Source organism: Mucilaginibacter calamicampi (genome assembly GCF_042676765.1).
GTDB classification, from domain to species: domain Bacteria; phylum Bacteroidota; class Bacteroidia; order Sphingobacteriales; family Sphingobacteriaceae; genus Mucilaginibacter; species Mucilaginibacter calamicampi.
On record NZ_JBHTHU010000009.1, the window covers coordinates 20,940 to 46,746 of the forward strand.

A 25,807-nucleotide genomic window follows, 5' to 3' on the forward strand; every position below is an offset into this window, starting at 1 on the left:
TAGTACTACGGCAAACCGAGATTTGCGTGACCTTTTAAGCAATGTAGTTTGACCGTTATAACAAGGTAGCGGCCTGGCGTAACATGTTTCTTTGTGATATAATTAAAACAAAGAAAACATGAAAACAATATTCATCACCGGAACATCAAGTGGCTTAGGTAAAGCCGCAGTAGAATTATTTCATAGCAAAGGCTGGAACGTAATTGCCACCATGCGCGACGTTAAAAAAGCAAAGGATTTTGCAAGCCTAGAAAGGGTTACAGTTTTACCGCTGGATATAACCAACTATGAACAGATAGAAGCCGCGGTTGACACCATTATCAGCAATTTTAAGATAGACGTAGTGCTTAATAACGCCGCTTATGGGGCTGTTGGCCCATTGGAAAGCGTGAGCGATGACCAGTTGTTAAAACAGGTTAATACTAACTTGTTGGGGGCTATAAGAGTTACCAAAGCGTTCGTTCCTCATTTCAGAGAGAATGGGGGTGGCTTATTTATTAACGTAACTTCTATTGCCGGTTTAACTACTTTTCCGTTCAACAGCTTGTACCACGCGGTGAAATGGGGGGTAGAAGGTTGGAGCGAAGGGATGAGTTATGAACTGGCTCCTTTTAACATCGGTATAAAAACAGTAGCACCTGGCTATATCCGCACAGCGTTTGGCGAGAATATAGCGTTTATCAGTTCTGAACCTTACCAGGAGATGATGGATCATTGCATGGGTGCAATAAAGAAAATGATGGACCCTGCCACACAAGGCTCAACCGCTGCTCAAATTGCCGGGGTAATATATACTGCTGCAACCGATGGTGAAGACAGGGTACATTACACAGCCGGGGCCGATTCTGCGCAAATGTATGAGCGAAGGTTACAAATAGGCGCCGAAGCATCGAGAAAAGAAATGTCGGGTTTGTTTTTAGGAAAGTAACAAATCCGGGCAGAGCCGTGTGCTTATGCGGCTCTGTTAATTATATTTGATAAAATGTCAGCTGCAACATATCCCAACAAGCCCCAGATAGTTTACTCCTGTGTTTCTAAACGAACGGTGGAGGCCGAGATCTTCATCAGGCAACACGTAATAGATTACATTATATCGGGCACGTCCGAAGTTTACTTCGGCGGTAAGGAACACACCTTTAAAGCCGGCGATTTTAGATTTGCAGTAAAGAACCGGTTGAGTAAATTTGTGAAGCAGCCACCGCAGGGAGGCGAGTACCGCTCTGTTTCTGTTTGTATTGACCACGATACCTTGCTGCAATTAAAAGATCAGTTTAAAGCCGGCAGACCTAACGGTGAGCATTTTGGCAACGTATTTCTGTTAAACCCCAATCTTATTTTTAATAATTATATAGACTCCTTACTGCCTTATTTAGAACACAGCGAATATTTGAATGAAGAATTGGTTAAGGCCAAGGTTAAAGAAGCTGTACTGGTTTTTCTGACAACCAATCCCGGGTTAAAAGAACTGCTCTTTGATTTTAGCGAGCCGGGCAAAATTGACCTTGAGGCATATATGAATGAACACTATCATTACAATGGCGACTTGCAGCACTTTGCTTATTTAACGGGCAGAAGCCTCTCGACATTTAAGCGTGACTTTGAAAAGATCTTTCATACTACACCAAGTCGCTGGCTGCTGCAAAAAAAACTGGAAGACGCCCATTATCTTTTAAAAGAAAAAAAGCTGAGAGCAACGGATGTTTATATTGAAGTTGGCTTTAAAGATTATGCCCACTTTTTTGTAGCATTTAAAAAGCTGTTTGGCCTATCGCCGTCAATGATTTAAAAAGCAGTTAAACAAAAAAGCCTCCGGATATTATCAGGAGGCTTCGTTTTTCACAGGTATTTAATATTATTTGGTAGCAACCAGGCTGATATCAAGAATAAACTCATCATCAATGGCTTTATCGCCAATGCTGCTAAAAATAGTTTTTGAGTTGTATTTTATATCGTGTTTAGTACGATCAACCTTTACATTTGCGGCTTTAGCTGTTAAAGTATTACCGTTAACTGAATAAGTAGCCGGGAAAGAAATAGCGCTGGTTAAACCTTTAATGGTAATATTACCGGCTACTACAATGGTGCCATTGCCAGATTTTGTAACCTTAGTTATTGCAAACTGAGCCTCAGGGAATTTTGCTACACCAAAAAAATCATCAGATTTTAAGTGACCTAAAAGTTTGCCTTTTGAATCTGCATCTGTAAGGTCGCGGTTACTGATAGAAGACATGTTAATGGCGAAGCTGCCTTTTGCCGGAACATTATCTTCTGTTATAATGGTGCCCGATGCCAGTTTTATATCGCCGTGGTGCTCGCCTAATACCTTTTTACCGGTCCACTCAATATTACTCTTTTGAGTGTCTATTTTAAAAGTTTCTGTTTTTGCTGCTCTGAATGCCAGTAACGCCGTTACCGCCAGGCCAATTGTTAAGAGTGATATCTTTTTCATGTTTTTGTTTTAAATGATTATGAATCAAAGATAGAGTTAAATATTACATGTTTAAACATGTAATTAACTTAATTGCAAACTTTTGACAATTGGACGGCTAAATGGTTTAACGCCTTACTGTAAGGCAATGTTAAAGGTTGCCGGTAAACATATCTATAGCGGAGCTGTAATTAAATGCGGGTTGCAGTGCCGCAGCTTTAAAAGACGTTAAAATACTAAAACAAGGCATGTATAGTTTACATGCCTTGCTGGCCAATAACAAAATAACTAACCCAATTAATTATTTAATTACCACGAAGCGGTTACGTATGCATGCGACCCTGCTCCTTTTGAATCTGCCACTAAAGTCATGTAATCAGCTTGGGCGTAAGCATCGTAGTAGTATGGAGAGTAGGAAGCGCCGGGGTAATATTCATAAAAATTTACCGGCCCGCTGCTTGACCAACTAATAGAAGAATAAGCAGAATATTGTGGGCCTGTATAGTCCACAGTTGCTATTAAATAAAATGTTAATCCGTCTGTTGGATCAATGTAGTACTGGTCGCTCTGATAATCAGTGTCGTAAGCATTGCAGCTTGCGTTGTTACCACTGGAGGAACAGTTTGCGCTGCCAATGTACGGAGACAGTGATAAGCAAAAAATAGATAGTAAGATAAATGCCTTTTTCATAATGCTTTTTAGGTTAATGATTGTTTGAAACTATTGGGCTTAGTTTTGGTATCGGTTAACTAAAAGTAAAACACTATTAAATAAAAAACTAACTGGTTTTTTTAAAACCGACTTATCGGTAAGTAATCTATCAAAAAAATTACTCACCTGAACTTGATTCACACCAACCGAAAACCGTTGGTGTGATTTTGCAAAAAATTGATAAACCTATTCATCCGCTTTGTTTTTCATCATCATTAATAAAGAATAAGCGCCTTTAATAACAAGTGTGGCATTATTTAGGTTGCTTGAAGGATTCAATATTTGTGTATATCCATTTTCAGTTTCACCGGTGTTTACTTCGGTCATTTCATAGCTGTTTTTGCCAATCACTTTATATAGGTATTGCTTCCCTTCAAACTCAACCAAAGCTTCTGTTGGAATAGCCGCGGCTTTTATGTTTTTAACCTGCACTTCAGCATTCATAAAAGTACCGGGCACCAGGCTTTTATCGTAATCTTCAAAGTGGCAATGTACGGCCGTATTACGGTCGGTGGATAAATCGCGGCCAATCAGCAGTATTTCACCCTCATGTTTCTTCTCGGGATTGTTGTTGGTGTACGAGATCACCTTTTGCCCGATGTAAAGCTTATCCAGGTCCTTCTCATAAACCTTAAGCGCCAGATGTATATCGGTAGGGTTAACCAATTCAAAAAGCACCTCGGTTGGTGATACGTACTTGCCGATGTTTACGTTAACCTTTGACACAAACCCATTTATAGGCGAATAAATGTTTACGCTGCGCGCGATGCTGGACTCGTTGATATTGCGCACATTAATGCCTGCTAACTGAAGCTTTTGCGCCAGCGATGTGATCAACACTAATTGGGTATGATAGTCAGCCTCGGCCTGTTGAAAAACCTTATCGCTTGCCGCCTTACTTTGATTAAGGTCTTTTTGGCGTTTGTATTCGTTCTCTAAATAGCCAATACGCGCCTTCGCGGTTAAGTAATCCTGTTGCAGCTGTATGTATTGCTGGTCTTCAACCGTAGCTATCGCCTCGCCTTGGTTTACATGCATACCCGGCAATAATTTGGTCGACTTTAGATAGCCGCCCAGCGGAACGCTTATGGAAACCATATTTTGAGGCGGCACATCAATTTGCCCGTTAAGTTTTAAAACGGATGATATGTCTTTCTGTTCAATTTTGCCGGTTGTGATGGCGGCGTTTTTAAACTGCGCATCTGTTAAGATTACAATGCTGTTGTTGTTTGTTGTAGCGGCATCGTCTGTCGGTTTTTGTTTATCGCCGCAGGCAGATAAAAACAACGCAAGGCTTGCTAAATATATAATAGGTTTCATGGTTATTTACTGTTGAAATAGTTAACTTGAATAATTGCTTCCATAAGGTTATGTACGGCATCTAAGTAATCATTTTTTACCGAGGTTGCCTGGTTGATCAACTGAACCCACTCCAGGTAATTAATATTACCCGCGGCCAATTGCTGGTTAGCGGCGGTAGTTATCAAAGCCGCGTTTTTTAAGGCGGTGGCTTCAAAATACTTTACTGCTTTTGCATATTTTTCCTGCTGTAACACGGCCTCGTTGTAAGCGGCGTTAATATTTTGCACATCCGCGGCATAATTGCCTTCGGCAACCTGTTTATTCAGCTGTGCGCTTTTTACCCGCGCTTTTTGCGAACCCGCGAAAATGGGCACGCCCACACCTATTTGTACGGAGTTAAAGCGGTTTGAGCCGTTGTAAAAAACATTATCTGCACCTATGCCTCTTATGCTGGTATTGTTATACCCGATAGACAGATCGGGCAACAGCTTGCTCCTTTCAACCGCTATGGCTGCGTTGGCTGTTTGCACTTGTTGTGCCGACAGCATCAGTTGAGGGTGTTGCTTTATAGATGCTGTATCTGTTATGGCGGCCAATCCCGGTTTAAATACTTCGGGAGCAGGGGTAAATGCCTGCGCTGAATTTAATAGCAATTGAAACTGCAGCTGCAATACTGCCGAGTCTTGTTTAAGCGGATGGAGTTGCTGCTCTATCTGGCCCAGCAGAATTTCGGCGCTGGTTTTTTCCAGGATGTTGGCCTCGCCTTTTTCCAACCTTAAAGCTGCTTTTTTATAAAAATTACGGTAAAGGCTATCGGTGTACAACAGTAATTGTCGCTTTTGCTCTAAAAGCGTTATGGAATAAAATACCTGTGTTACCTGTCTCTTTAAAAGGGCTTCCTGCACCGAAACATTGAGCACGCTGGTTTTCCAATCCTGCTTTAACAGTTCTTTTTGCCTGCTGTAAACTGTTGGAAAGCTAAATGATTGCGAGATGCCAAATTTGGTATCAGCATAACTACTGTTAAACTTCCCGAATTCGCCATAGGCATTTGCCTGCGGTATGGCAGCAGATGTGCCGATTAGCGCCTGCTGGTATTTTGCCTTCAATTGATCTTGCTTTACCCGCAGGTTGTTTTTTAAAGCGGTATCAATAGCTGCGTTAAGGCTAATAGGTTGCTGTGCATTGGCTTTTTGCGTTGCGGTTATTAAGAATAAAAGAATAACCAATGCACCGGTTGATCTGCCTATGGTGTTCTTAACGCCTTTTTCGCTGATGATATACAATACAGGTAATACAAATAAGGTTAAAAACGTAGCTATGAGTAAGCCGCCTATTACAACCGTAGCCAGTGGCCGCTGCACTTCGGCCCCTGCGCCATTGCTTAGCGCCATAGGCAAAAATCCTAAGGACGCTACAAAGGCTGTCATTAACACCGGCCTTAACCGTAGCTGCGTGCCCGTTAATACGATGGTTTTCATGTCAGTTATTCCTTGTTTTTTAATGCTGTTAAATTCAGATATCAACACTATGCCATTAAGCACCGCCACACCAAACAGCGCTATAAAACCAACACCCGCGCTAATGCTAAAGGGCATGCCGCGCAGCGCCAGAAACAAAATGCCTCCAATTGCAGATAACGGAATAGCCGAATAGATAAGCAAACCCTGCTTTACAGAATTGAAAGCGAAATACAACAGCAGAAAAATAAGCGCCAGCGATACAGGCACCGCCACCAGCAGGCGTTGTTTGGCGGCATTGAGGTTTTCAAAAGCGCCGCCGTAGGTAACATAATATCCGGCAGGCAACTTCAGCTGCTTATCAACTTTGGCCTGTAACTCGTTTACAATGGTCTCCACATCGCGGCCACGCACATTGAAGCCAACAATTATGCGCCGTTTGGCATCTTCGCGCTGTATCTGGTTGGGGCCGTCTTTTATCTGCACATCAGCCAGCTGGTACAAGGGTATTTGCGTTCCCTGCGGGGTGGGTACCAACAGGTTTTGTATATCCTTCAGATCCTTTTTTTGATCGCCGCTTATCCTAACCACAATTTCAAAGCGTTTTTCGCCCTCAAATAAAGTACCGGTGCTTTGGCCCGCCAGGGCGGTGTTAACCACTTTATTAATATCGGCTATGTTAAGGCCATACTGGGCAATGGCGTTGCGGTTATAGTTAATAGTAACCTGTGGCAAACCGGCCACAGCTTCAACATATAAATTTTGTGTGCCATAAACAGTGTTGGCTATGTGCCCCAACCTGGCAGCATAAGCCGCCAATGTATCCAGGTCCTCGCCAAATATTTTACACACTACATCCTGCCTTGCGCCGGTCATCAGCTCATTAAAACGCATTTGCACCGGAAACTGAAAGCCGGCGGTTACGCCGGGAACAGCCTTCAGGGCGTCGCCCATTTTTCCGGCCAGCTCATCAAAGGTTTTGGCGGATGTCCATTCTTTTTTGGGTTTTAAAATTACCATCATATCACTTGCATCCATCGGCATTGGGTCGGTAGGTACTTCGCCGCTGCCAATTTTAGTTACCACCTTTTCCACCTCGGGGAATTGTGTTTTTAAAATATGAGCTGCCTTTTGCGTGTTGGCAATGGTGGTGTTAAGGTTGCTGCCGGTAAGTACGCGGGTATCAACCGCAAAGTCGCCTTCCTCAAGCGCCGGAATAAACTCACCGCCCAGGGTTGTGAGCACGAACACCGAAACAGCAAACAGACTGATAACCACCAACAGCAAGGTTTTAGGGATAGCAATTACCCGCTCAAGCGCGTTGCGATAGGAGTGCGTTAGCCTTTCCATCAGCCTTTCAGAAAAATTTGGTTTATGTTTTATTTTTTTGCTGAGAAACACAGAGCTCATCATTGGGATATAGGTGAGCGATAAAATAAACGCGCCCAATAAAGCAAATGCCACGGTTTGCGCCATGGGTTTAAACATTTTCCCTTCAATGCCTTCCAGCGCGAAGATGGGTAAGTAAACCACCAGAATAATGATCTGGGCAAACACGGCGCTGTTCATCATCTTGCCTGCCGAATCTTTTACTTCGCGGTCCATAATGGTTTGATCTATCTTATCGCTATTGCTGAACTGTTTACTGTGACTAAGCCGGTGCATCACAGCTTCAACAATAATTACAGCGCCATCCACTATCAACCCGAAATCAAGCGCGCCCAGGCTCATCAGGTTTCCGCTAACGCCGAATATGTTCATCATGATAATAGCGAACAGCATGGCCAGCGGTATTACCGACGAAACCAATAACCCTGCTCTTAAATTCCCCAGGAACAATACCAGTACAAGTACTACAATGAGCGCACCTTCCAGTAAATTGCGTTCAACAGTGCTTATGGCGTTATTCACCATCTTGGTGCGGTCTAAAAATGGCTCAACAACCACCCCCTGTGGAAGCGTTTTTTGGATCTGGGCGATGCGCTCCTTCACATTTTTTATCACCTCGCTGCTGTTGGCGCCTTTCAACATCATTACAACGGCCCCTGCAACCTCGCCTTCATCATTGTAGCACATGGCACCGTAGCGTGTGGCGTAACCGGTTTTAACATCGGCCACATCTTTTATAAAAAGGGGCGAGCCATCGCCGTTATTACGGATCAACGTATTGTTAATGTCGCTTATGTTACCTATCAAACCTTCGCTGCGGATATACAGCACGGTGGGTCCTTTTTCAATATAGGCACCTCCGGTGTTTTGGTTATTATTCTGCAGCGCGTTAAAAACATCGTTGATGGTAATATTATGCGACAGCAGTTTACCGGGATCAACCTCTATGGAATACTGTTTAAGTTTACCGCCAAAGCTGCTTACCTCGGCAACGCCCTTAACGCCCAGCAACTGCCGCCGAACGATCCAATCCTGTATGGTGCGCAGCTCGGTTTCATCGTACTTATCCTCAAATCCTTTTTTGGGTTTAACCACGTACTGGTAAATTTCGCCCAAGCCGGTGCTAACCGGGCCCAGTTCGGGTGTGCCAATGCCTGCGGGTATTTGCGTTTGCACCTGCTGCAAACGTTCGGCCACCTGCTGGCGGGCCCAGTAAACGTCTGTAGCGTCATCAAACACAATGGTAACTAATGACAGGCCGAACCTTGAAAAGCTCCTGATCTCTTTGAGGCCCGGAATATTGTTATTGACTTGCTCAATGGGGTAAGTAACCAGGCGTTCAATATCAGTAGCACCAAACGAGGGGGCCACAGTTATTACCTGCACCTGGTTGTTAGTGATATCGGGTACGGCATCAATGGGGAGCCGCGTAAACTGGTAAAGGCCGTAGCTTATAAGGGCAATAGTAAAAAGCCCTACAATAAGCTTGTTCTTTACAGAAAAAGCTATTATATGATCTAGCATAAAAATTTAATGTTGAATAATTTGCAATTCAAAAAAGCCGGAGCGCGGCACAGCGTAAGCCAAGCCAAAGCAATGGTTTAAGAAAATTTGAACAAGAAAATTATTAACAGAATTTAGGCGGCTGCCAGATAGTGGAAAGGTAAGACGAAGGGATAAATTCGTCCTTCATAATAAAACGCTGGACTTTTTTTATCTGAACCGGCAGATGTAAAGGTATATTGATGTGCTGCGGAACAATTACCGGTATAGTGGTGCTAACACATTTATCAATTGTTTTAAACGGGAGCTGCATATCCTCCGCATAGTCGTTAGAAAGGGGGCTGCCGTGCAGGTAATGCATATCCAGAAAACCAAGAAAGGAAATGTCTCTGTTTAACTGTTTGTGCTCATAATAATGCTCAAAAACGACCGGCAATTTCAGCAACTGATGTAACTCCGTTGTTGAAAACAGGTAGGCTGTTAGAATTAATATGACGGTAAATTTTTTCAATTGACCCTAAAGTTAAATAACGTTGATGAATAACGCTAAATAAATGTAAGATTTATTCAACCGCCACTAAATAGTTACAGCGCCAAAATATTTAAACAAATCATTACCTTAGTGCTGTAAACCATTTATCAATCAATCTTATGAATTACCGCAGGACCGCACTTGCTGCACTCATTTTAACACTTGGTGGCTTTTCAATCCAGGCGCAGCCTAAAAAGCCTTTAATAACCGTAAAGGCAATTGACCCGGCGTTTAATAAACTGGTAAGTAAAAACGCTAAAGCCGAAATTTTGGCCGAAGGCTTTGTTTGGAGCGAGGGGCCGCTATGGATAGAAAGCGACCAAATGCTATTGTTCTCTGACGTTAAAAAGAATAAGATTTACAAATGGACCAGAGAAAAAGGTAAACAAGTTTATTTGTACCCTTCAGGATATACTGGAAAGAAAATCCGTGGCGGCGAGCTGGGCTCTAACGGCTTGGGCCTGAGTCCGGAGGGAAAGTTGATAATATGCCAGGACGGTAACCGGGCCGTGGTTACAATGGATGCGCCGTTAGACAAGTATAAGCCAAAGTATAAAATATTGGCGTCTAAATACAATGGGCTAAAATTTGATAGCCCTAATGATCTTGATTTTTTAGATAACGGCGATATTTATTTTACCGATCCGCCTTATGGGTTGGAGAAAAATGTTGATGATCCGCTTAAAGAGGCTAAATACCAGGGCGTTTATCGCATTGCAAAAAAGGACGGTAAAGTTACTTTGCTTACCACAGAGATTACCCGGCCCAACGGTATCGCGTTTTTCCCGGGTCAGAAAAGAGTGCTGATAGCCAATTCAGACCCGCTTAAGCCTGATTGGTATGTTTATGATCTGGATAAAGACGGTTTACTGATCAACAAAAAAACATTTTATACCGCCAAAATGCCTAAAGAGTATAATGGTGTGCCCGATGGTTTAAAGATAGACAAGCAGGGCAATGTTTTTGCCACCGGCCCGGGCGGCATATTTGTGCTGAACAGCGCAGGTAAATTATTGGGCAAAATATCGGTAGATGACCTGGCATCAAACTGCAGTTTCTCTGCCGATCAGAAATCGCTGTATGTTACCAATAACCACAGGGTGATAAAAATAACGTTGCGGTAGAATTAATATACTTATGAGTTTCCGTAAATGGGCAGTAACTGCCTTAATTATAACGCTTGCCGGGCTATCGGCTCAGGCACAATTTCAATTTCAGCCCCAGCAAGGACCCTTAATAAAGCTGCAATCAAGTGATCCGGCTTTTGATGCCCTGGTAAGCAAAGATGCCAAAGCCGAAGTTTTGGCCGATGGTTTTATGTGGTGCGAAGGCCCCGTGTGGATAGAAAAACATAAAATGCTGGTTTTTTCTGACGTACGGAAAAACATCATTTACAAATGGACGCAGGAGAAAGGCAAAGAGGTTTATCTTGAGCCGTCCGGTTATACAGGTACTATTCCCCGTGGTGGCGAAATGGGTTCAAATGGTTTAGGGTTAAGTCCGGCAGGCGAATTGGTGATCTGTCAGAATGGTAACAGGCAGATGGCGGTAATGGACGCCCCATTAGATAAACCCCAGCCTAAGTATAAGGTACTGGCCAACAACTATAACGGCTTAAAATTTGACAGCCCTAATGATGTTACGTTTTTAGACAACGGCGATATTTATTTTACAGACCCCCCATACGGTTTGGAAGGAAATGTTGGTGATCCGCTTAAGGAGGCTAAGTACCAGGGTGTTTACCGTATAGCTAAAAAGGACGGAAAGGTTACTTTGCTTACCACAGAGGTTACCCGCCCCAACGGGATAGGCATTTTCCCCGGAGGAAAGCAAATACTGATAGCCAACTCTGATCCTGCCAACCCGCTTTGGTATATTTATGATCTGGATAAAGATGGCCTGCTGGCTAACCAACGTGTGTTTTACAAACCTACAGGGCAAGGGTTTGGTTCGCCGGATGGTTTGAAGATAGATAAACAGGGTAATGTTTTTGCAACAGGCCCGGGCGGTGTCTGGATATTCAATAAAACCGGAAAACTGTTGGGGCGCATAATGCTGGATATGCTTACATCAAACTGTGTTTTTTCTGCCGATCAGAAAACGCTATATGTAACCAACACCAACAGGGTGCTTAAAATAGCGTTGCGGTAGCCAAAATAGGGCTGTAATTTTCATTATTATTTATAAGTGTAACGTGCTCTTTTGTACGTTACACCTTCAACTACAACAAAGGTTTTCTTTAACCTTCCCTTACCGTCTAATGTATAATTAAATGCCATGTCATCACTCCCGGGAGCACCGGCGTAAACAATTTTTCCTGTAGGTTCAGGTATTCTGGTTATTATCTGCCGTTTAAGTCTGCCGTTGGTAAAATACTGGAAGGTTTTGGTTTCTGTTGATTTTTCTATTGGATCAAATATTTCAAATACAACATTTAGCCCCTTGCTGTAAGTGAGTTTATATATGTACTCAACTATCCGCGTATTTCCTTTTTCACGATTGCGGTAATAAGATTTTTGATTATAAACTAAGATGGAGTCGGCTTTTCTTTCCATAAGCCGGGCCACTGTTGAGTCGCCGTTAGCGGAAATCTCATTTTCATAGGCAATTACATCCCCGGAATATTTGTAAATATACCGGGTTGAATCCACCCTGTCGGGATTATTGCTGTCGAACACATATAAGACCTTTATTTTGTCATTATGCTCGTTGTAAACATTGTGCGTTCTTGATAATAACTTATTCTTTCTGTAGCGTTCTTCTGTAACCACTCTCCCTAACGCGTCCACTTTATACAGGCTCCAAAATCCGGTGCCTGATCCATTATAATATTTACCCTTTACTATTCGTGTATTCGGGTAAAGCTCTTTTGGATGGAACAATTGCGCGCGCGCTTCAGTAAAACAGCAAATCACTAATCCTATTAAGAAATATTTCATGCAATTTTATTAATGTGCTTATGCTTAGGTTAGTAATAAAGTTAAGAAAATTTACTGTGGATGTAACCCGCCTATAAAATTATAACTATTATCTTTATCAACCAATTACTCATTATGACCTTGCAATTCCTTAAAAAAGCAATACTGCTCATCACCCTGTGCTGTGCAAGCCTTGTTACATCGGCTCAGGTAGTAAAAGAGCGAGCCACGCTTACGCCTAACTGGGTAAAATTGTATAAGCCCTTCCGTATTGTAGGTAATCTATATTACGTAGGTACGTATGATCTGGCCTGTTATCTGATAGTAACACCACAGGGGAACATTCTGATCAATACCGGGCTGGCAGCTTCAACGCCGGTTATAAAAGCCAATATTGAAGAACTTGGCTTTAAGCTCTCAGATACAAAAATACTGTTAACCACCCACGCGCATTATGACCATGTGGGTGCTATGGCCGAAATTAAAAAACTAACCGGCGCCAAAATGATGATCAACGAAGCCGATGCAAGTGTGCTGGCAGACGGCGGCGTGTCTGACTATGCCTATGGCGGCGAGTTCCCCAGCTTTGCACCGGTAAAGCCAGATGTTTTGTTAAAGGATGGTGACAAGGTGAAACTGGGCGGCACGGAGATCACAGTTATAAATACCTACGGGCACAGCAAGGGGGCAAACAGCTTTTTATTGAATGTTAAAGACGAAACCAAAACCTGGAAAGTGTTTATTGCCAATATGCCTACCATTATTGCCAACCAGCCTTTTAACGCGGTGCCGGGCTACGCCAATATATCCGCAGATTATGCGCATACGTTAGCCGCGTTGAAAGCGCAAACCTTTGACCTTTGGCTGGCATCGCACGCCGACCAGATGAAAATGCACAGCAAGCGCAAGCCCGATGACCCTTATAACCCATCAGCATTTGCAGACAGGGCGGGGTATGATGCTATTATAGCCGGGTTTGATGCTGCTTATCAAAGGAAATTAAAACAACAATAATTTAAACCTCATTATTATGAACGCCATAAAGGGCCTTTTGCTGATGTTGCTTTTAACGGCATCATCAGGAGTTATAGTAGCGCAAAAAAAGGCCACCACCGCCTCAAAGGCAACACCCTGTTTAGATGTGCTTAACCTTTTTACCGCGGCCGGCGTTCCTGCTTTGGCACCCGAGGAAGAGGCAATATCCCCAATTACGACACCGGGAGAGGCTCCGGAAAATTTGCCGGGTAAAGGTTTGGCGCAGCACACTATGCTTTACATTGGCGAGAACAATAACAAAATGGCGGTTATTAATAATGGAAAGGTAATATGGACCTACCAAACCGGTAAGGGGCCTGAATACGATGATGTGTGGATGCTCTCTAACGGCAACATTTTGTTTAGCAGAATGCAGTACGTTGCGTTGATAAGTCCCGATAAGAAAGTATTGTGGCGATATGATTGTAAACCCGCTACTGGCTTAGCCACGACCGAAATACACACCTGTCAACCCATTGGGCTGGATAAGGTGATGTTTGTGATAAACGGTTTGCCGCCCAAACTGATGATCGTAAACACCAAAACCGGAAAAGTGGAGGTGGAGCACGAACTGCCCAACAAAATGCCGCCAAGCGCCAATGATATTCACGCGCAGTTTAGGCGCGCGCGGGTTACCGCGCAGGGCACTTATCTGGTGTCTTTCCTTAATCTGAACCTGGTTATTGAGTACGATAAGGATTTTAATGAGAAATGGATATACAATATTCCATCGCCCTGGGCGGCTATCAGGCTGAAGAACGGCAATACCCTTATTAACGACGAGAAAGATTGGCTTGCCCGTGAGGTGAATTCTAAAAGCGAAACCGTTTGGGAGTTTAATTTTAAAACAGACCTGCCTGCCGAGTACCAGTTTTTATCTGCCCCGCAAACCAGCACAAGGTTAGCCAACGGCAATACCATTTTTACATCACGGGGGCAACGGGGTAAAGGGCCTCAACTGATTGAGGTGAGCCCAGACAAAAAGATAGTTTGGGTGCTAAACGATTGGAAAAACGTTGGCGATGCCAGTGCTGTGCAGATATTGGATGATCCGGGTGTGCCGGAAGTGCCTGGGGAGTCGGGACATTGATTGTGGTACGTCACGCCCCTCAGTAAACACAACGGGTACTCTACCAAAAATCCTGAGGGAAGGAAAGACAGTTAGCATAGCTTTGAATATTTTTTATATGACTTATTTCACGATACACCGGGAAACCGAACCTAAGATAGTAGGAGTGACCGATGGTACAGGTCAGTTGAATGGATCTGAATTATATACTGAAAGTAATGGGTGGTACAGAGAGGTATTTCAAGCTGGTTTTAAAGGAAACAACAGATCTTGGTGGGAAAAATGGGTTCACCATAAAGACTTTGCAAAAAGACCGATAGATGGTATCGTTCTTGAAAAAAAAGGCAAGCTAACAGATTATATGGAATTTAATTTGCGCGGTTTTTACGTAAGTGATAAGCTAAAGAAAATTTTGGAAGAAGCTTGTATACCGCCTCATGTATTTCATCCCACAGCAATTACGTCAAAAAAAACCGGTCAATCGATTAATGGATATTACTGGTTTGCTTTTGATATGGATACTGGAGCACAGACCGTAAATTTTAAGAAAAGTGAATTTGCTTTAGAAGCATTTGGAACGGAATATCAGGGGTCATTTTCTATTAGCTCCTATGAAGACTATATGAATGTATTTTACAAAACCGGCAAAGCACCGCAACCTAAAATACTTTTTTTTAACACCACGTTTAATAGCGAACTGGATGTTTTTGGCACTCAGTTTTTAAGCCCGAGAACCTATATATCTGAACGACTATTAAAAAAATGGCAAGAAGCCGGCATAACCGGATATATAGCCCGGTCTCCGGAACAGGTAAAGGAAAGGGCAAAATGGTTAAATGATACCTATATTGAATTAGTTTTTGAATAAACCCTTCCCGTCTCCGCAGGGTCTCCTAAATGCCATTAACTTAAGGAACTCCGTAGGAGTTAAAGGTCGGTAGAAAAGAAAGATGTATTGATTGCCGCGCCGTAGGTACGATACTAAGGTGGCATACCTATGGCATGCTTATATCGTTTTATACGGCTACACTTTGTGTTAATTTAATGTTAACTCAATATTATCAACGTGTTAAAATAATAATATACAACTTATCGGTTTTATGCGTAGGTTTAATATTACAATCAATTTTAAACAAAGATGATCGGGCGTGCAGGCAGGCTTTTGGTGTTGTTGCTGATCATTACTTTTCCCTCAGCATTTGGCCAAAGTAATGACAGGCGGCTATGCTTTGAGTTTTACGAAGGCACATTTAACAGCCAGATCAACACCTCGCTTTTGGTTGCTGTTCCGCAGCAGCTAACGCAACAAACCGTAAGGTCATTTTATGCTGATTTGAACGCCGGCAATTACCACCCGCTGGTTGATTCATTGCTGTCCTTTAAAAAACGCTACCAGCTTAACGACTGGTTGTACTACCAGCTTATCCGTAAAACAGCACAGCAGCTAAGCGCCAAGGCCGACAACTACAGCAGTTACACTTTATACAAATGGTTCCTGTTAACTAAGTCGGGTTATGATGCCCGCCTGGCTCTTACCCGCGATAAGGTGATATTTTACGTGTATAACCGCGAGGATGTAGAGGATCTACCATTTTTTATGGTGGATGGTAAAAAATACGTTTGCCTTAACTGGCATGATTATGCCCGCGTAAATTTAAATGATGACCCACCCGTACCGGTAAATGTATCCATACCTGAGGCGGATAAGGCCTTCTCCTACAAAATAGATAAAATGCCCGATCTGCGCCGCTCTGAATATTTTGATAAGGAGCTGCAGTTTACCTACAAGCACAAGGTTTACTATTTTAACATAAAGTTGAGTAAGGAGGTAGATGCCATTTTTACCAACTACCCCATAGTTGATTTTTCGAGCTATTTTAACATCCCGCTTAGTAAAGAAACCTACGGCTCGCTGATACCTGCGCTAAAGGATAACACCAAAAAAATGAGCCAGAAAAAGGGCATAGACTACCTGATGCGCTTTACCCGCTACGCCTTTTTGTATGAAAAGGATGAGGACAATTTTGGCAGAGAAAAGCGCCTGGCTCCCGAAGAAACCCTTTTTGCAAAATACAGCGATTGTGACGACCGCGCCGCATTGTTCTTCTACCTGGTAAAAGAGATCTACAACCTGCCTATGATAGCCCTTTTATATCCTACCCACATAACTATTGGTGTGCAGTTTGATAAGCCCGTTGGTACCTCTGTTATGTACAAGGGCGTTGCTTATTCTATTTGCGAGCCTACCCCCCAAAAGGAAGATCTGAACATAGGGCAGCTATCAGCAAAGCTAAAGAATGAGCCTTATAAGGTAGTTTATCAATACGTACCGGCCCAGTAGGGTCTATACAAACCTGTATTGAAGTATGGCAGTTACAGTAGGGGTAAGCATTGTTATATTGTGCTCAGCATAGAGGGGGATCTCCAAAAAGTCGCCGGCATTTAAAAAAACCTCTTCGCCGTCAATAGCGCAAGAGCATTTGCCTTCGAGTATAAAAAAGCTTTCAGTATAATTATCGTGCGATTCGTCGGGAACATCCACCTTGGCTACCACCAGCATTTGAGCTATTTTATCATTTTGCTGTAGCACCTGAATGTTTAAACCTTCAAACGGCTCTGTTGGTAACAGGTGCTCAACGGCTTGCAGCCAGCTTAAATAGTTAGAGTAGGCATCGGTTGGCGGTAGGTTGTTAATATCCAACACTTGGTTGCCTGTAAAACCAAGTCGCGCTAAAATTTTGTCTTTGAGTTTTTCAGGAGTCTCTACCGCTTTTTCGGCAGACATTTTCTCAATGGCTGCCTCAATGCTTTTTAACTCCTCCCGCAGCTCAGGGTACTGCAAACAATAGCTTGCAACCTGTTCAGCCTCGGCGCTGTTTAACAAGCCCAAACAATATTGTTCTAATATACCGCTGTCTATGTAATCCTGTAAATTCATTTAAAGGATGCAATCAATTAGTTAAAGCACAAAGCATTATAAACCTGCGCAGAAAAATACCTTCGGGGATAAGGAATAATCGTGTTGCAACAAATATATAATATATTTACGGCTTTTAGCTATCCCGGGCATATCAGCGTAATATTTTAATTTATAGCATTTAACACAAATGTATTTCATCTTATCAAAAGTGCTGTTGTTCTTACTGGTTCCCTTTTACTGGGCGTTGGCTTTGCTTATAATTGCTGTTTTTAAACGTAACCAGGTTCGTCGGCGGTACTTAATAGCAGGGCTTATAGTATTGTATATTTTTAGTACCCCGTTATTATTTAAAGGATTTACCCTTATATGGGATGTTAAATCACCTCCGGAAAAAACAGACAGTGTAAAGTATTCATGCGTAATAGTTTTAGGTGGATTTGCCGGAGTAGGCACAGTAGACGGCGGCCAGTTCAACCGTGCTTCAGACAGATTTATAACAGGCACGCGGATTTTAACAACCGGAAAAGCAAGCAGAATACTGATAACAGGCGGCAATGGTAATTTGGTGCCTGGTACATTTAGAGAGGGCCCGTGGGTAAAAGAACAATTAGAAAAACTTGGTATTGCAGATAGTCTGATTCTTGTTGAAGGAAACTCGCGCAATACGTTAGAAAATGCCCGGTTCTCAAAAAAGATATTGTTGGCCAATAATTTAAAACCTCCTTACTTATTGGTTACATCCGCCTTTCACATGCGCAGATCTGTTATGATATTTAAAAAGCAAGGGATGGATGTAATTCCGCAATCCTGCAATTATTTAACTGATAACCGCCGGTTTGGTTTGATTGATGTTGTGCCACAGGCAGACGTGCTTTCAAGCTGGGAGATCTACCTGAAAGAAGTAGTTGGCTACGTGGTGAACTACTTTTCTAAATAATGTTTTAGGCGCTTATAACGCCCTGCGCCTAACCCCATTTTACCTTTTCTTTAGCTTAATCATAGGTGTGTTTGCCACCTAAAGCAACTTTTTTATATGATTTTTTAAAAAAAGGCGTTTCAATAAAACATTTCGCCCCTGAAAAACATTAATCACGCTTATGAGTACAACGTTGCACCGGGTTCGGTCAATTGATGCATTTCGTGCCGTTACCATGTTCCTGATGATATTTGTTAATGATATTGACGGAATGCCCAATACCCCACAATGGATACAACACGCCAAAGAAAGCGCTGATGCGCTCGGGTTAGCCGATACAATATTTCCCGCTTTTTTATTCATAGTGGGGCTGTCTATACCGTTTGCTTTTCAAAACCGGTTAAGGCAAGGCAATTACCGCATTCCATGGCGCATTGTTACGCGTTCCGCCGCTATGATATTTATCGGCGTTTTCTTTACCAATGTAGAAACCTACAATGAAGAGGCCGCGCTGTTGCCGCGCCCCGTTTGGGAAAGCATGGGCACCTTAAGTATATTTTTAATTTTTTTAGATTACGACCACACAAAGGCCGCATGGCGCAGATATACGCTGCGGGGTTTAGGGATATTATTATTGATAGTATTATCCTGGTCTTACAAAAGTACAGATCCTGCGCATCCCTGGCTGCATTTTACCTGGTGGGGAATATTGGGGCTAATTGGCTGGGCGTATCTGGTTTGCGCGCTTATTTACTATTATTCTGGCGGGCAGTTGTGGATCCAGGCCGCGGCGTGGCTGTTCTTTATGTTCTTTAATATCGATTTTCACTTTGGCTGGTTTGAGTTTTTAACACCGCTGCAAAACTATGTCTGGATAGCAGGTAATGGTGCCATGCAGGCCTTTACCATGGCCGGGGTATTTGTGGCTGTACTTTACATGCGGCTTGCCGAGCGTAACGAACTTAAACTGCTTTGGATAGGGATGCTGCTAATGTCGGTGATCCTGTTTAACCTGGGTTTTATTGTAAGGTTTGTGAGCGGCGGCATATCAAAAATACGCGATACCCCCGCCTGGGTTTTAATATGCACTGCCATAAGTTTGGTAGTATATGCCCTGTTTATTTTTATTGTTGATTTTAAAAAGAAATACCATTGGTTTAAACCCATTGAACCGGCTGGCGTTGCCACCTTTACTGCTTATATAGTACCCGGTCTGTTTTATCCCATATATGAAATGATGGACATAGAATACCCCGATCTGTTAAGCCAGGGAACAGGCGGCATAATAAAATGTATTCTGTTTGCTTTAGCCATGATAGGATTTACCGGACTGTTGCAGCGAATCAATATCCGGCTAAAAATATAATCTTATTGTTACCGGCAAGGGTTTCGCTAATCTGTTCTTTTTATCTAATTTTCGCCAACCGGCATATCAGAAAGCCAATTACCCCATGATAAAACCCTTGACTCGTTTACGTTCAATTGATGCATTCAGGGCGGTTACCATGTGGCTGATGATCTTTGTAAATGACATTGAGGATATCCCCAATACGCCACAATGGATACACCACGTAGCCGATGATGTTGACGGTATGGGCCTGGCCGATGCCATATTCCCTGCTTTTCTGTTTATAGTGGGCTTATCAATCCCCGCCGCGTTTAAAAATCGCCCTCACAACAATTACAGTATACCGCTGCATATTATTAAACGGTCCGCCATCTTAATTTTCTGGGGCTTCCTTTTTACCAATATTGAAACGTATAATTCAGAGGATACCCTAATTCAGCAAGGCACCTGGCAATACCTCGCCATTTTTAGCATGTTTTTCATTTTTACAGATTACAGTCTTTTGAAGCATGTGTGGTTAAAATATGCTTTGCAAGGAATAGGTGTGCTCCTGCTGTTGTTTTTATTAGCCATATACAAAAGCAATGATGCCGACCACCCGTGGCTGCATTTTACCTGGTGGGGCATTTTAGGCTTAATAGGCTGGGCTTACCTGTATAGCGCATTGATATTTTATTTTTCGGGCGGAAAGTTGTGGATACAGGTATTTGCATGGGTTCTTTTTGCGATAGGCAACCTCTTCGCTCATTTGGGTTTAATGGATTTTCTTTCGCCGTCGTACCCCTATATATGGTTGGCTGGTAATGGATCAATGCAAGCCTTTAGCATGGCGGGACTTGTTATGGCAGGGTTTTACAGATATGCAATAAACGGAGGCCACATGCGCGCGTTTTGGATAACCATAAGCGTTGCTTCATTATTGGCCATAACGTTTGGTTTTATTTTAGGCGATAGCACAGGAGGCTTATCAAAGGCATTTGAAACACCAGCATGGGTTGCGGTATGTACGGGCATCTGCGCTTTGAGTTATCTGCTTTTTATCTGGATGGTTGATATAAAACAACGATACAATTGGGTAAAACCCATTGAAGCAGCCGGATTAGCTACCCTTATGTGCTTTATGTTGCCTGACGTATTTTATTCATGGTTTGAAACAACTGATCTTGATTACCCTGATCTGGTAAAAAACGGCACAGGCGGCGTTATCAGAGGAGTTATCTTCACCTTTCTTATAGTCTGGGCAACAGCGTTGCTTTTAAAAATAAGGGTGCGGCTAAAAATATAGCACCAGGCTGTTTGCTAAAGTTTGGTTGCTTTTTTGGCTTGTAGCGCCTGTCTGATTTTTATTTCCGCATCACTTCATCAGGCTAATTATATGGCCATTGGTAGGGCTTGATCCGGTTTAACGGTGTTGCTTCGGGCGTACTTTTTCTGCCTTTTTGCCATTTTCAAAAAACCTTTTCCTGTATTATAATTTTTATCTACATTTGCAGGCTAATTGTTGCTCATTGAAATCGCTTAAAAAATATTCCATCCCGTATACCGGTCTGGCTTTAGGAAAGCATAATTTTGAGTATGCTGTTGATGACGCTTTTTTTAGCGAATTTGAGTATTCGCTGGTAAAAACAGCCGATCTGAAATGTGAGGTGGAACTGGATAAGCAGGAAACAATGCTGATCCTGAATTTTCATATCGCAGGAACCATTGGCGCGACGTGTGATAGATGCCTGTCTCAATATCCGCAGGTTATTGATGTGGAAGAACAGCAAATTGCCAAGTTCACAGACGAAGAGCTTGGAGATGATGAAGACATCATCACATTAGGAAAAAACGAACACGAGATTGCGCTTGCGGGCCTGATCTATGAATATGTTACCGTAGCTGTGCCGTTTGTAACGGTTTGCGACGATGAGGGTAACACCTCATACTGTGATAAAGATATGCTGGATAAGTTGAATAACTTATCGGCAAGTAATGAACAAAATGAGAATCCGGACCCACGGTGGGACGCGCTCAAAAAATTAAATAAATAACAAGGAAGTTATGCCACATCCAAAACGTAAAATATCCAAATCAAGAAGAGACAAGCGTAGAACTCATGATAAAGCTGTCGCTCCAACATTAACTACTTGCAAAACAACAGGTGCAGTGCATTTATCGCACAGAGCTTATACTGTTGATGGTAATGTTTACTACAACGGCAAATTGCTGATAGAGAAAACCGCAGTAGCTTAATCCCCGTTTTCCACGTATGAAAATTGGATTAGATATTATGGGCGGTGATTTCGCTCCAAAGGCTGCGGTTTTAGGAGCAATCAAAGCATATAAGGTCTTAACTGGTCATACGCTGGTACTTATTGGCGATAAGGAAGCCGCATTAAGCATCCTTGCCGACAATGACGTTAGTCCGGATCATTTCGAGTTTGTACATACTACCGAAGTGATAGGCATGGGCGAGCATCCTACAAAGGCAATTGTTCAAAAGCCCGATTCAAGCATAAGCGTTGGTTTTAACTTGCTTAAGCAAGGGGCCATACACGCATTTTCATCAGCAGGTAATACCGGGGCAATGTTGGTTGGCGCTATGTTTAGCGTTAAGGCAATCCCGGGCGTTATCAGGCCTGCTATAACTACTATTGTACCCAAACTGAAAAACGGTTTGGGTATTTTGTTAGATGTAGGTGCCAATGCAGATTGCAAGCCCGACGTATTGGTACAATTTGGTGTTTTAGGAAGCCTGATGGCCCAAAACGTTTATAAGATAGACAGCCCGAGAGTTGCATTGATGAATATTGGCGAGGAGGAGGAAAAAGGCAATTTGCTTTGCCAGGCCACCTATCCGTTAATGAAACAAACCAACCTGTTTAATTTTGTTGGCAATGCCGAAGGGCGCGATTTGTTTGGTGACCATGCTGATGTGTATGTTTGCGATGGCTTTACGGGCAACATTATTTTAAAACTGGCCGAATCGTTTTATGGCATAACCCGCAAAAAGGGCGTGCAAGATGAATTTTTTGACCGGTTTAATTATGAGCAATACGGTGGCAGCCCTATTTTGGGCGTTAACGCCCCGGTAGTTGTGGGCCACGGCATTTCAAATGACGAGGCTATAAAAAACATGATCCTGTTATCAAAAGATATGGTTGAGAGTGATCTGGTTAATAAAATAGCCGGAGCTTTCCAATAAAATATATTATGAGTAAAATTACTGCAGCAATTACAGCTGTGCACGGCTACGCGCCTGATTATGTACTCACTAACGAGGAGTTATCTCAAATGGTTGATACCAACGATGAGTGGATAACTACCCGTACAGGCATTAAAGAACGCCGCATTTTAAAAGGCGAAGGATTAGGATCATCTGATCTGGCTGTTCCGGCTGTTAATGCCTTGTTAAAAAAACGTGGAATAGGAGCTGATGAGATAGATCTCATTATTTTTTGTACCACTACGCCCGATATGCCTTTCCCGGCAACTGCAAATCTTTTCGCGCATAAAATTGGAGCCATCAATGCTTGGGGTTTTGACCTGCAGGCCGCTTGCTCCGGCTTTGTTTTTGGCCTGGCTACAGGGGCTCAGTTTATTGAAACCGGTAAACACAAAAAAGTATTGGTTGTTGGCTCTGATAAAATGTCATCAATTGTTGACTACCAGGACCGTGCTACCTGTATTATTTTTGGCGATGGCTGCGGTGCGGCTTTACTTGAGCCAAATTACGAAGGTTTAGGTGTGATTGATTCTATCATGAAAAGCGACGGCGCAGGCATACCTTTTCTGCACATGAAAGCAGGCGGGTCAGTAAAGCCTGCCAGCCACGAAACAATTGACGCGCGCGAGCATTACGCTTATCAGGAAGGTAAATCTGTATTTAAATTTGCGGTAACTAATATGGCCGATGTTTCTGCCGAAATTATGGAGCGCAATAACCTTATAGGCGATGATATTGCCTGGCTGGTGCCGCATCAGGCTAATAAACGTATTATTGATGCTACTGCTTCGCGTATGAATATTGGCGAGGATAAGGTAGTAATAAACATAGAGCGTTACGGTAACACTACCAATGCTACCATACCGCTTTGCCTTTGGGAGTGGGAGGATAAGTTTAAAAAAGGCGATAACATTATAATGGCTGCCTTTGGTGGTGGCTTTACCTGGGGATCGCTTTATTTAAAGTGGGCGTATTAATAAATGTGCAGACGAGGGGATATGCAGATGTGCAAATGCCTGAATATACTGATGCCGCTTAAACTTTATAAAACAAAAGTTGTTAATTATCAATAACCTAAAATAAAAAATTCATCTGCATATTTGCACATCCGCATATCTGCACATCAATTGAAAATATGGATATTAAACAAATACAAGAACTTATACGCTTCGTTTCAAAATCGGGCGTTAACGAAGTGGCTATAGAACAGCAGGACTTTAAGATCACCATTAAAACAAACCAGGTTCAAACTATAGTTAACGCTACTGTGCCGCAGGTACAACAAGCGCCGGTTGCAGCAGTTGCGGCACCGCAAGCTCAACCCGTTGCACAACCTGTAGCCGCAGCTGCTGAAGACACTTCAAACTATATCACTATCAAATCGCCTATGATTGGCACGTTCTATAGGTCTTCATCTCCGGATAAACCATTGTTTGTTAACGTTGGCGACGAAATAAAAGCCGGAACGGTAGTTTGCATTATAGAGGCGATGAAACTGTTTAATGAAATTGAATCAGAGGTATCAGGCCGTATAGTTAAAATACTGGTTGATAATGCATCGCCTGTTGAGTACGACCAACCATTGTTTTTGGTAGAACCGGTGTAGATTTATTGATGTGCAGATGTGCAAATATGCAGATGACGCATATTTATACATCTGCACATTTGCATATCCACACATTTGCACATTAAAAAATCATGTTTAAAAAAATACTTATAGCTAACCGTGGCGAAATAGCCCTGCGAATTATCCGCACCTGTAAGGAAATGGGTATTAAAACCGTAGCTGTATATTCTACTGCTGATCGTGACAGCCTTCACGTTCGTTTTGCTGATGAGGCTGTTTGTATTGGCCCGCCGCCAAGTAAAGATTCGTACCTTAATATACCCAACCTTATATCAGCAGCAGAACTAACCAATGCTGATGCTATTCATCCGGGCTATGGGTTCTTATCAGAGAACGCTAAGTTCTCTGCCATCTGCGCAGAGTATGGTATTAAATTTATTGGTGCCACCGCAGATCAGATCAACGCCATGGGCGATAAAGCCTCGGCTAAAGAAACCATGAAAAAGGCGGGGGTACCCACTATACCAGGCTCTGAAGGTTTGTTGACCGATGTTAAGCAAGGTATAGCTATCTCTAAAAAAATTGGTTACCCTGTAATATTAAAAGCTACTGCCGGTGGTGGTGGCCGTGGTATGCGTGTGGTTTGGAAAGATGAAGAGTTTGAAGCGGCCTGGGATTCTGCCCGTGCAGAATCGGGAGCTGCGTTTGGTAACGATGGCATGTATCTTGAAAAATATGTGCAGGATCCGCGCCACATTGAAATTCAGATAGTAGGCGATCAATACGGCAAAGTTTGCCATTTATCAGAGCGCGATTGCTCTATTCAGCGCCGTCATCAAAAATTAGTTGAAGAGGCTCCGTCACCATTTATGACAGACAAGCTTCGCCGTAAAATGGGCGAGGCTGCTATTAAAGGTGCCAAAGCTGTTAAATACGAAGGTGCCGGTACGGTAGAATTTTTGGTAGATAAGGACCGCAACTTCTACTTTATGGAAATGAACACCCGTATCCAGGTAGAGCATCCGGTAACAGAAGAAGTTATCAATTTTGATTTGATAAAGGAGCAGATAAAAGTAGCATCAGGTATACCTATCTCCGGTAAAAATTACGAGCCAACTATGCATGCCATAGAGTGCCGCATTAATGCCGAGGATCCGTTTAACAACTTCCGCCCTTCACCGGGTAAAATAACTAACTTCCATTCGCCGGGCGGCCATGGTGTACGTATAGATACGCATGTGTATGCCGGCTATAGCATTCCGCCTAATTACGATTCAATGATTGCTAAGGTTATTTGCGTGGCCCAAACCCGCGACGAAGCCCTTAGTACCATGGAGCGCGCTTTAAGCGAGTTTGTTATTGAAGGTATTAAAACTACTATCCCATTCCATTTAAAGTTGTTACAAGACCCTAATTTCCGCGCGGGTAACTTTACAACCAAGTTTATGGAAACCTTTGAATACTAAGTAAAGGGATTATTACCGTACAAAATAAAACTACA

Annotated in this window: 24 protein-coding genes; 17 read left to right on the forward strand and 7 right to left on the reverse strand. The window is 42.8% G+C overall.

The window, feature by feature from the left end:
- Positions 1 to 118: 118 nt before the first annotated feature.
- Together ACFQZS_RS12225 and ACFQZS_RS12230 are read left to right on the forward strand one after the other, a co-directional pair.
- Positions 119 to 928: an SDR family oxidoreductase gene (locus ACFQZS_RS12225; RefSeq protein ID WP_377100602.1), complete on the forward strand. Its 810-nt coding sequence runs from the start codon at positions 119 to 121 to the stop codon at positions 926 to 928.
- A 54-nt stretch (positions 929 to 982) separates the two neighbouring features.
- The gene (locus ACFQZS_RS12230; protein ID WP_377100604.1) at positions 983 to 1,786 is read left to right on the forward strand and encodes an AraC family transcriptional regulator; all 804 of its coding nucleotides are present in this window, start codon (positions 983 to 985) and stop codon (positions 1,784 to 1,786) included.
- 66 nt (positions 1,787 to 1,852) lie between these two features.
- Here ACFQZS_RS12230 and ACFQZS_RS12235 read toward each other — a convergent pair whose 3' ends face one another.
- The 5 genes from ACFQZS_RS12235 to ACFQZS_RS12255 form a co-directional block, all read right to left on the reverse strand.
- Positions 1,853 to 2,449: a YceI family protein gene (locus ACFQZS_RS12235; protein WP_377100606.1), complete on the reverse strand. Its 597-nt coding sequence runs from the start codon at positions 2,447 to 2,449 to the stop codon at positions 1,853 to 1,855.
- A 288-nt stretch (positions 2,450 to 2,737) separates the two neighbouring features.
- Positions 2,738 to 3,118, reverse strand: a complete 381-nt coding sequence (locus ACFQZS_RS12240; protein ID WP_377100607.1) for a hypothetical protein — start codon at positions 3,116 to 3,118, stop codon at positions 2,738 to 2,740.
- A 207-nt stretch (positions 3,119 to 3,325) separates the two neighbouring features.
- Positions 3,326 to 4,459: an efflux RND transporter periplasmic adaptor subunit gene (locus tag ACFQZS_RS12245; RefSeq protein WP_377100609.1), complete on the reverse strand. Its 1,134-nt coding sequence runs from the start codon at positions 4,457 to 4,459 to the stop codon at positions 3,326 to 3,328.
- Between the two features lie 2 nt (positions 4,460 to 4,461).
- The gene (locus tag ACFQZS_RS12250; protein ID WP_377100611.1) at positions 4,462 to 8,814 is read right to left on the reverse strand and encodes a CusA/CzcA family heavy metal efflux RND transporter; all 4,353 of its coding nucleotides are present in this window, start codon (positions 8,812 to 8,814) and stop codon (positions 4,462 to 4,464) included.
- A 103-nt stretch (positions 8,815 to 8,917) separates the two neighbouring features.
- Positions 8,918 to 9,304 carry a hypothetical protein gene (locus ACFQZS_RS12255; protein ID WP_377100612.1) on the reverse strand — a complete coding sequence of 129 codons (387 nt, stop codon included), beginning with the start codon at positions 9,302 to 9,304 and terminating at the stop codon, positions 8,918 to 8,920.
- 140 nt (positions 9,305 to 9,444) lie between these two features.
- Between ACFQZS_RS12255 and ACFQZS_RS12260 the strand changes: the two genes are divergently transcribed.
- Together ACFQZS_RS12260 and ACFQZS_RS12265 are read left to right on the forward strand one after the other, a co-directional pair.
- The gene (locus tag ACFQZS_RS12260; protein WP_377100614.1) at positions 9,445 to 10,449 is read left to right on the forward strand and encodes an SMP-30/gluconolactonase/LRE family protein; all 1,005 of its coding nucleotides are present in this window, start codon (positions 9,445 to 9,447) and stop codon (positions 10,447 to 10,449) included.
- Positions 10,450 to 10,462: 13 nt separating this feature from the next.
- On the forward strand, positions 10,463 to 11,476 hold the full coding sequence (locus tag ACFQZS_RS12265; RefSeq protein WP_377100616.1) for an SMP-30/gluconolactonase/LRE family protein: 1,014 nt from the start codon (positions 10,463 to 10,465) through the stop codon (positions 11,474 to 11,476).
- Between the two features lie 26 nt (positions 11,477 to 11,502).
- Here ACFQZS_RS12265 and ACFQZS_RS12270 read toward each other — a convergent pair whose 3' ends face one another.
- Positions 11,503 to 12,264: a hypothetical protein gene (locus ACFQZS_RS12270; protein ID WP_377100617.1), complete on the reverse strand. Its 762-nt coding sequence runs from the start codon at positions 12,262 to 12,264 to the stop codon at positions 11,503 to 11,505.
- A 114-nt stretch (positions 12,265 to 12,378) separates the two neighbouring features.
- Between ACFQZS_RS12270 and bla the strand changes: the two genes are divergently transcribed.
- The 4 genes from bla (at position 12,379) to ACFQZS_RS12290 (ending at position 16,688) form a co-directional block, all read left to right on the forward strand.
- The gene (gene bla / locus ACFQZS_RS12275) at positions 12,379 to 13,257 is read left to right on the forward strand and encodes a subclass B3 metallo-beta-lactamase (RefSeq protein WP_377100618.1); all 879 of its coding nucleotides are present in this window, start codon (positions 12,379 to 12,381) and stop codon (positions 13,255 to 13,257) included.
- Between the two features lie 16 nt (positions 13,258 to 13,273).
- Positions 13,274 to 14,368, forward strand: a complete 1,095-nt coding sequence (locus ACFQZS_RS12280) for a beta-propeller domain-containing protein (RefSeq protein WP_377100620.1) — start codon at positions 13,274 to 13,276, stop codon at positions 14,366 to 14,368.
- Positions 14,369 to 14,465: 97 nt separating this feature from the next.
- Complete coding sequence (locus ACFQZS_RS12285; protein ID WP_377100622.1) at positions 14,466 to 15,215, forward strand: hypothetical protein; 750 nt, start codon at positions 14,466 to 14,468, stop codon at positions 15,213 to 15,215.
- Positions 15,216 to 15,485: 270 nt separating this feature from the next.
- Positions 15,486 to 16,688, forward strand: coding sequence for a hypothetical protein (locus ACFQZS_RS12290; protein ID WP_377100624.1), 1,203 nt, complete (start codon positions 15,486 to 15,488; stop codon positions 16,686 to 16,688).
- Between the two features lie 3 nt (positions 16,689 to 16,691).
- On the opposite strand, the gene ACFQZS_RS12295 is transcribed toward ACFQZS_RS12290, so the two are convergent.
- On the reverse strand, positions 16,692 to 17,285 hold the full coding sequence (locus ACFQZS_RS12295) for a cupin domain-containing protein (protein ID WP_377100626.1): 594 nt from the start codon (positions 17,283 to 17,285) through the stop codon (positions 16,692 to 16,694).
- Between the two features lie 169 nt (positions 17,286 to 17,454).
- On the opposite strand from ACFQZS_RS12295, the gene ACFQZS_RS12300 reads away from it, so the two are divergent.
- The 9 genes from ACFQZS_RS12300 to accC all read left to right on the forward strand — a co-directional run bounded on the left by ACFQZS_RS12300 (position 17,455) and on the right by accC (position 25,772).
- Positions 17,455 to 18,204 carry a YdcF family protein gene (locus tag ACFQZS_RS12300; RefSeq protein ID WP_377100628.1) on the forward strand — a complete coding sequence of 250 codons (750 nt, stop codon included), beginning with the start codon at positions 17,455 to 17,457 and terminating at the stop codon, positions 18,202 to 18,204.
- A 160-nt stretch (positions 18,205 to 18,364) separates the two neighbouring features.
- Positions 18,365 to 19,549 carry a heparan-alpha-glucosaminide N-acetyltransferase domain-containing protein gene (locus tag ACFQZS_RS12305; protein ID WP_377100630.1) on the forward strand — a complete coding sequence of 395 codons (1,185 nt, stop codon included), beginning with the start codon at positions 18,365 to 18,367 and terminating at the stop codon, positions 19,547 to 19,549.
- A gap of 85 nt (positions 19,550 to 19,634) precedes the next feature.
- Complete coding sequence (locus ACFQZS_RS12310) at positions 19,635 to 20,816, forward strand: DUF5009 domain-containing protein (protein WP_377100632.1); 1,182 nt, start codon at positions 19,635 to 19,637, stop codon at positions 20,814 to 20,816.
- A 223-nt stretch (positions 20,817 to 21,039) separates the two neighbouring features.
- Positions 21,040 to 21,564 (forward strand): YceD family protein, encoded by a 525-nt coding sequence (locus tag ACFQZS_RS12315; protein WP_377100633.1) that lies wholly within the window; start codon positions 21,040 to 21,042, stop codon positions 21,562 to 21,564.
- Between the two features lie 10 nt (positions 21,565 to 21,574).
- Positions 21,575 to 21,766: a 50S ribosomal protein L32 gene (gene rpmF, locus ACFQZS_RS12320; protein WP_294796132.1), complete on the forward strand. Its 192-nt coding sequence runs from the start codon at positions 21,575 to 21,577 to the stop codon at positions 21,764 to 21,766.
- Between the two features lie 16 nt (positions 21,767 to 21,782).
- Entirely contained in the window at positions 21,783 to 22,718 is a 936-nt protein-coding gene (gene plsX, locus ACFQZS_RS12325; protein ID WP_377100636.1) for a phosphate acyltransferase PlsX, read from the forward strand.
- 8 nt (positions 22,719 to 22,726) lie between these two features.
- Positions 22,727 to 23,716 (forward strand): beta-ketoacyl-ACP synthase III, encoded by a 990-nt coding sequence (locus ACFQZS_RS12330; protein ID WP_377100637.1) that lies wholly within the window; start codon positions 22,727 to 22,729, stop codon positions 23,714 to 23,716.
- A 158-nt stretch (positions 23,717 to 23,874) separates the two neighbouring features.
- Positions 23,875 to 24,345, forward strand: a complete 471-nt coding sequence (gene accB / locus ACFQZS_RS12335) for an acetyl-CoA carboxylase biotin carboxyl carrier protein (RefSeq protein WP_377100639.1) — start codon at positions 23,875 to 23,877, stop codon at positions 24,343 to 24,345.
- Positions 24,346 to 24,437: 92 nt separating this feature from the next.
- Positions 24,438 to 25,772 (forward strand): acetyl-CoA carboxylase biotin carboxylase subunit, encoded by a 1,335-nt coding sequence (gene accC, locus ACFQZS_RS12340; RefSeq protein ID WP_377100641.1) that lies wholly within the window; start codon positions 24,438 to 24,440, stop codon positions 25,770 to 25,772.
- The last annotated feature ends 35 nt before the right edge of the window (positions 25,773 to 25,807 follow it).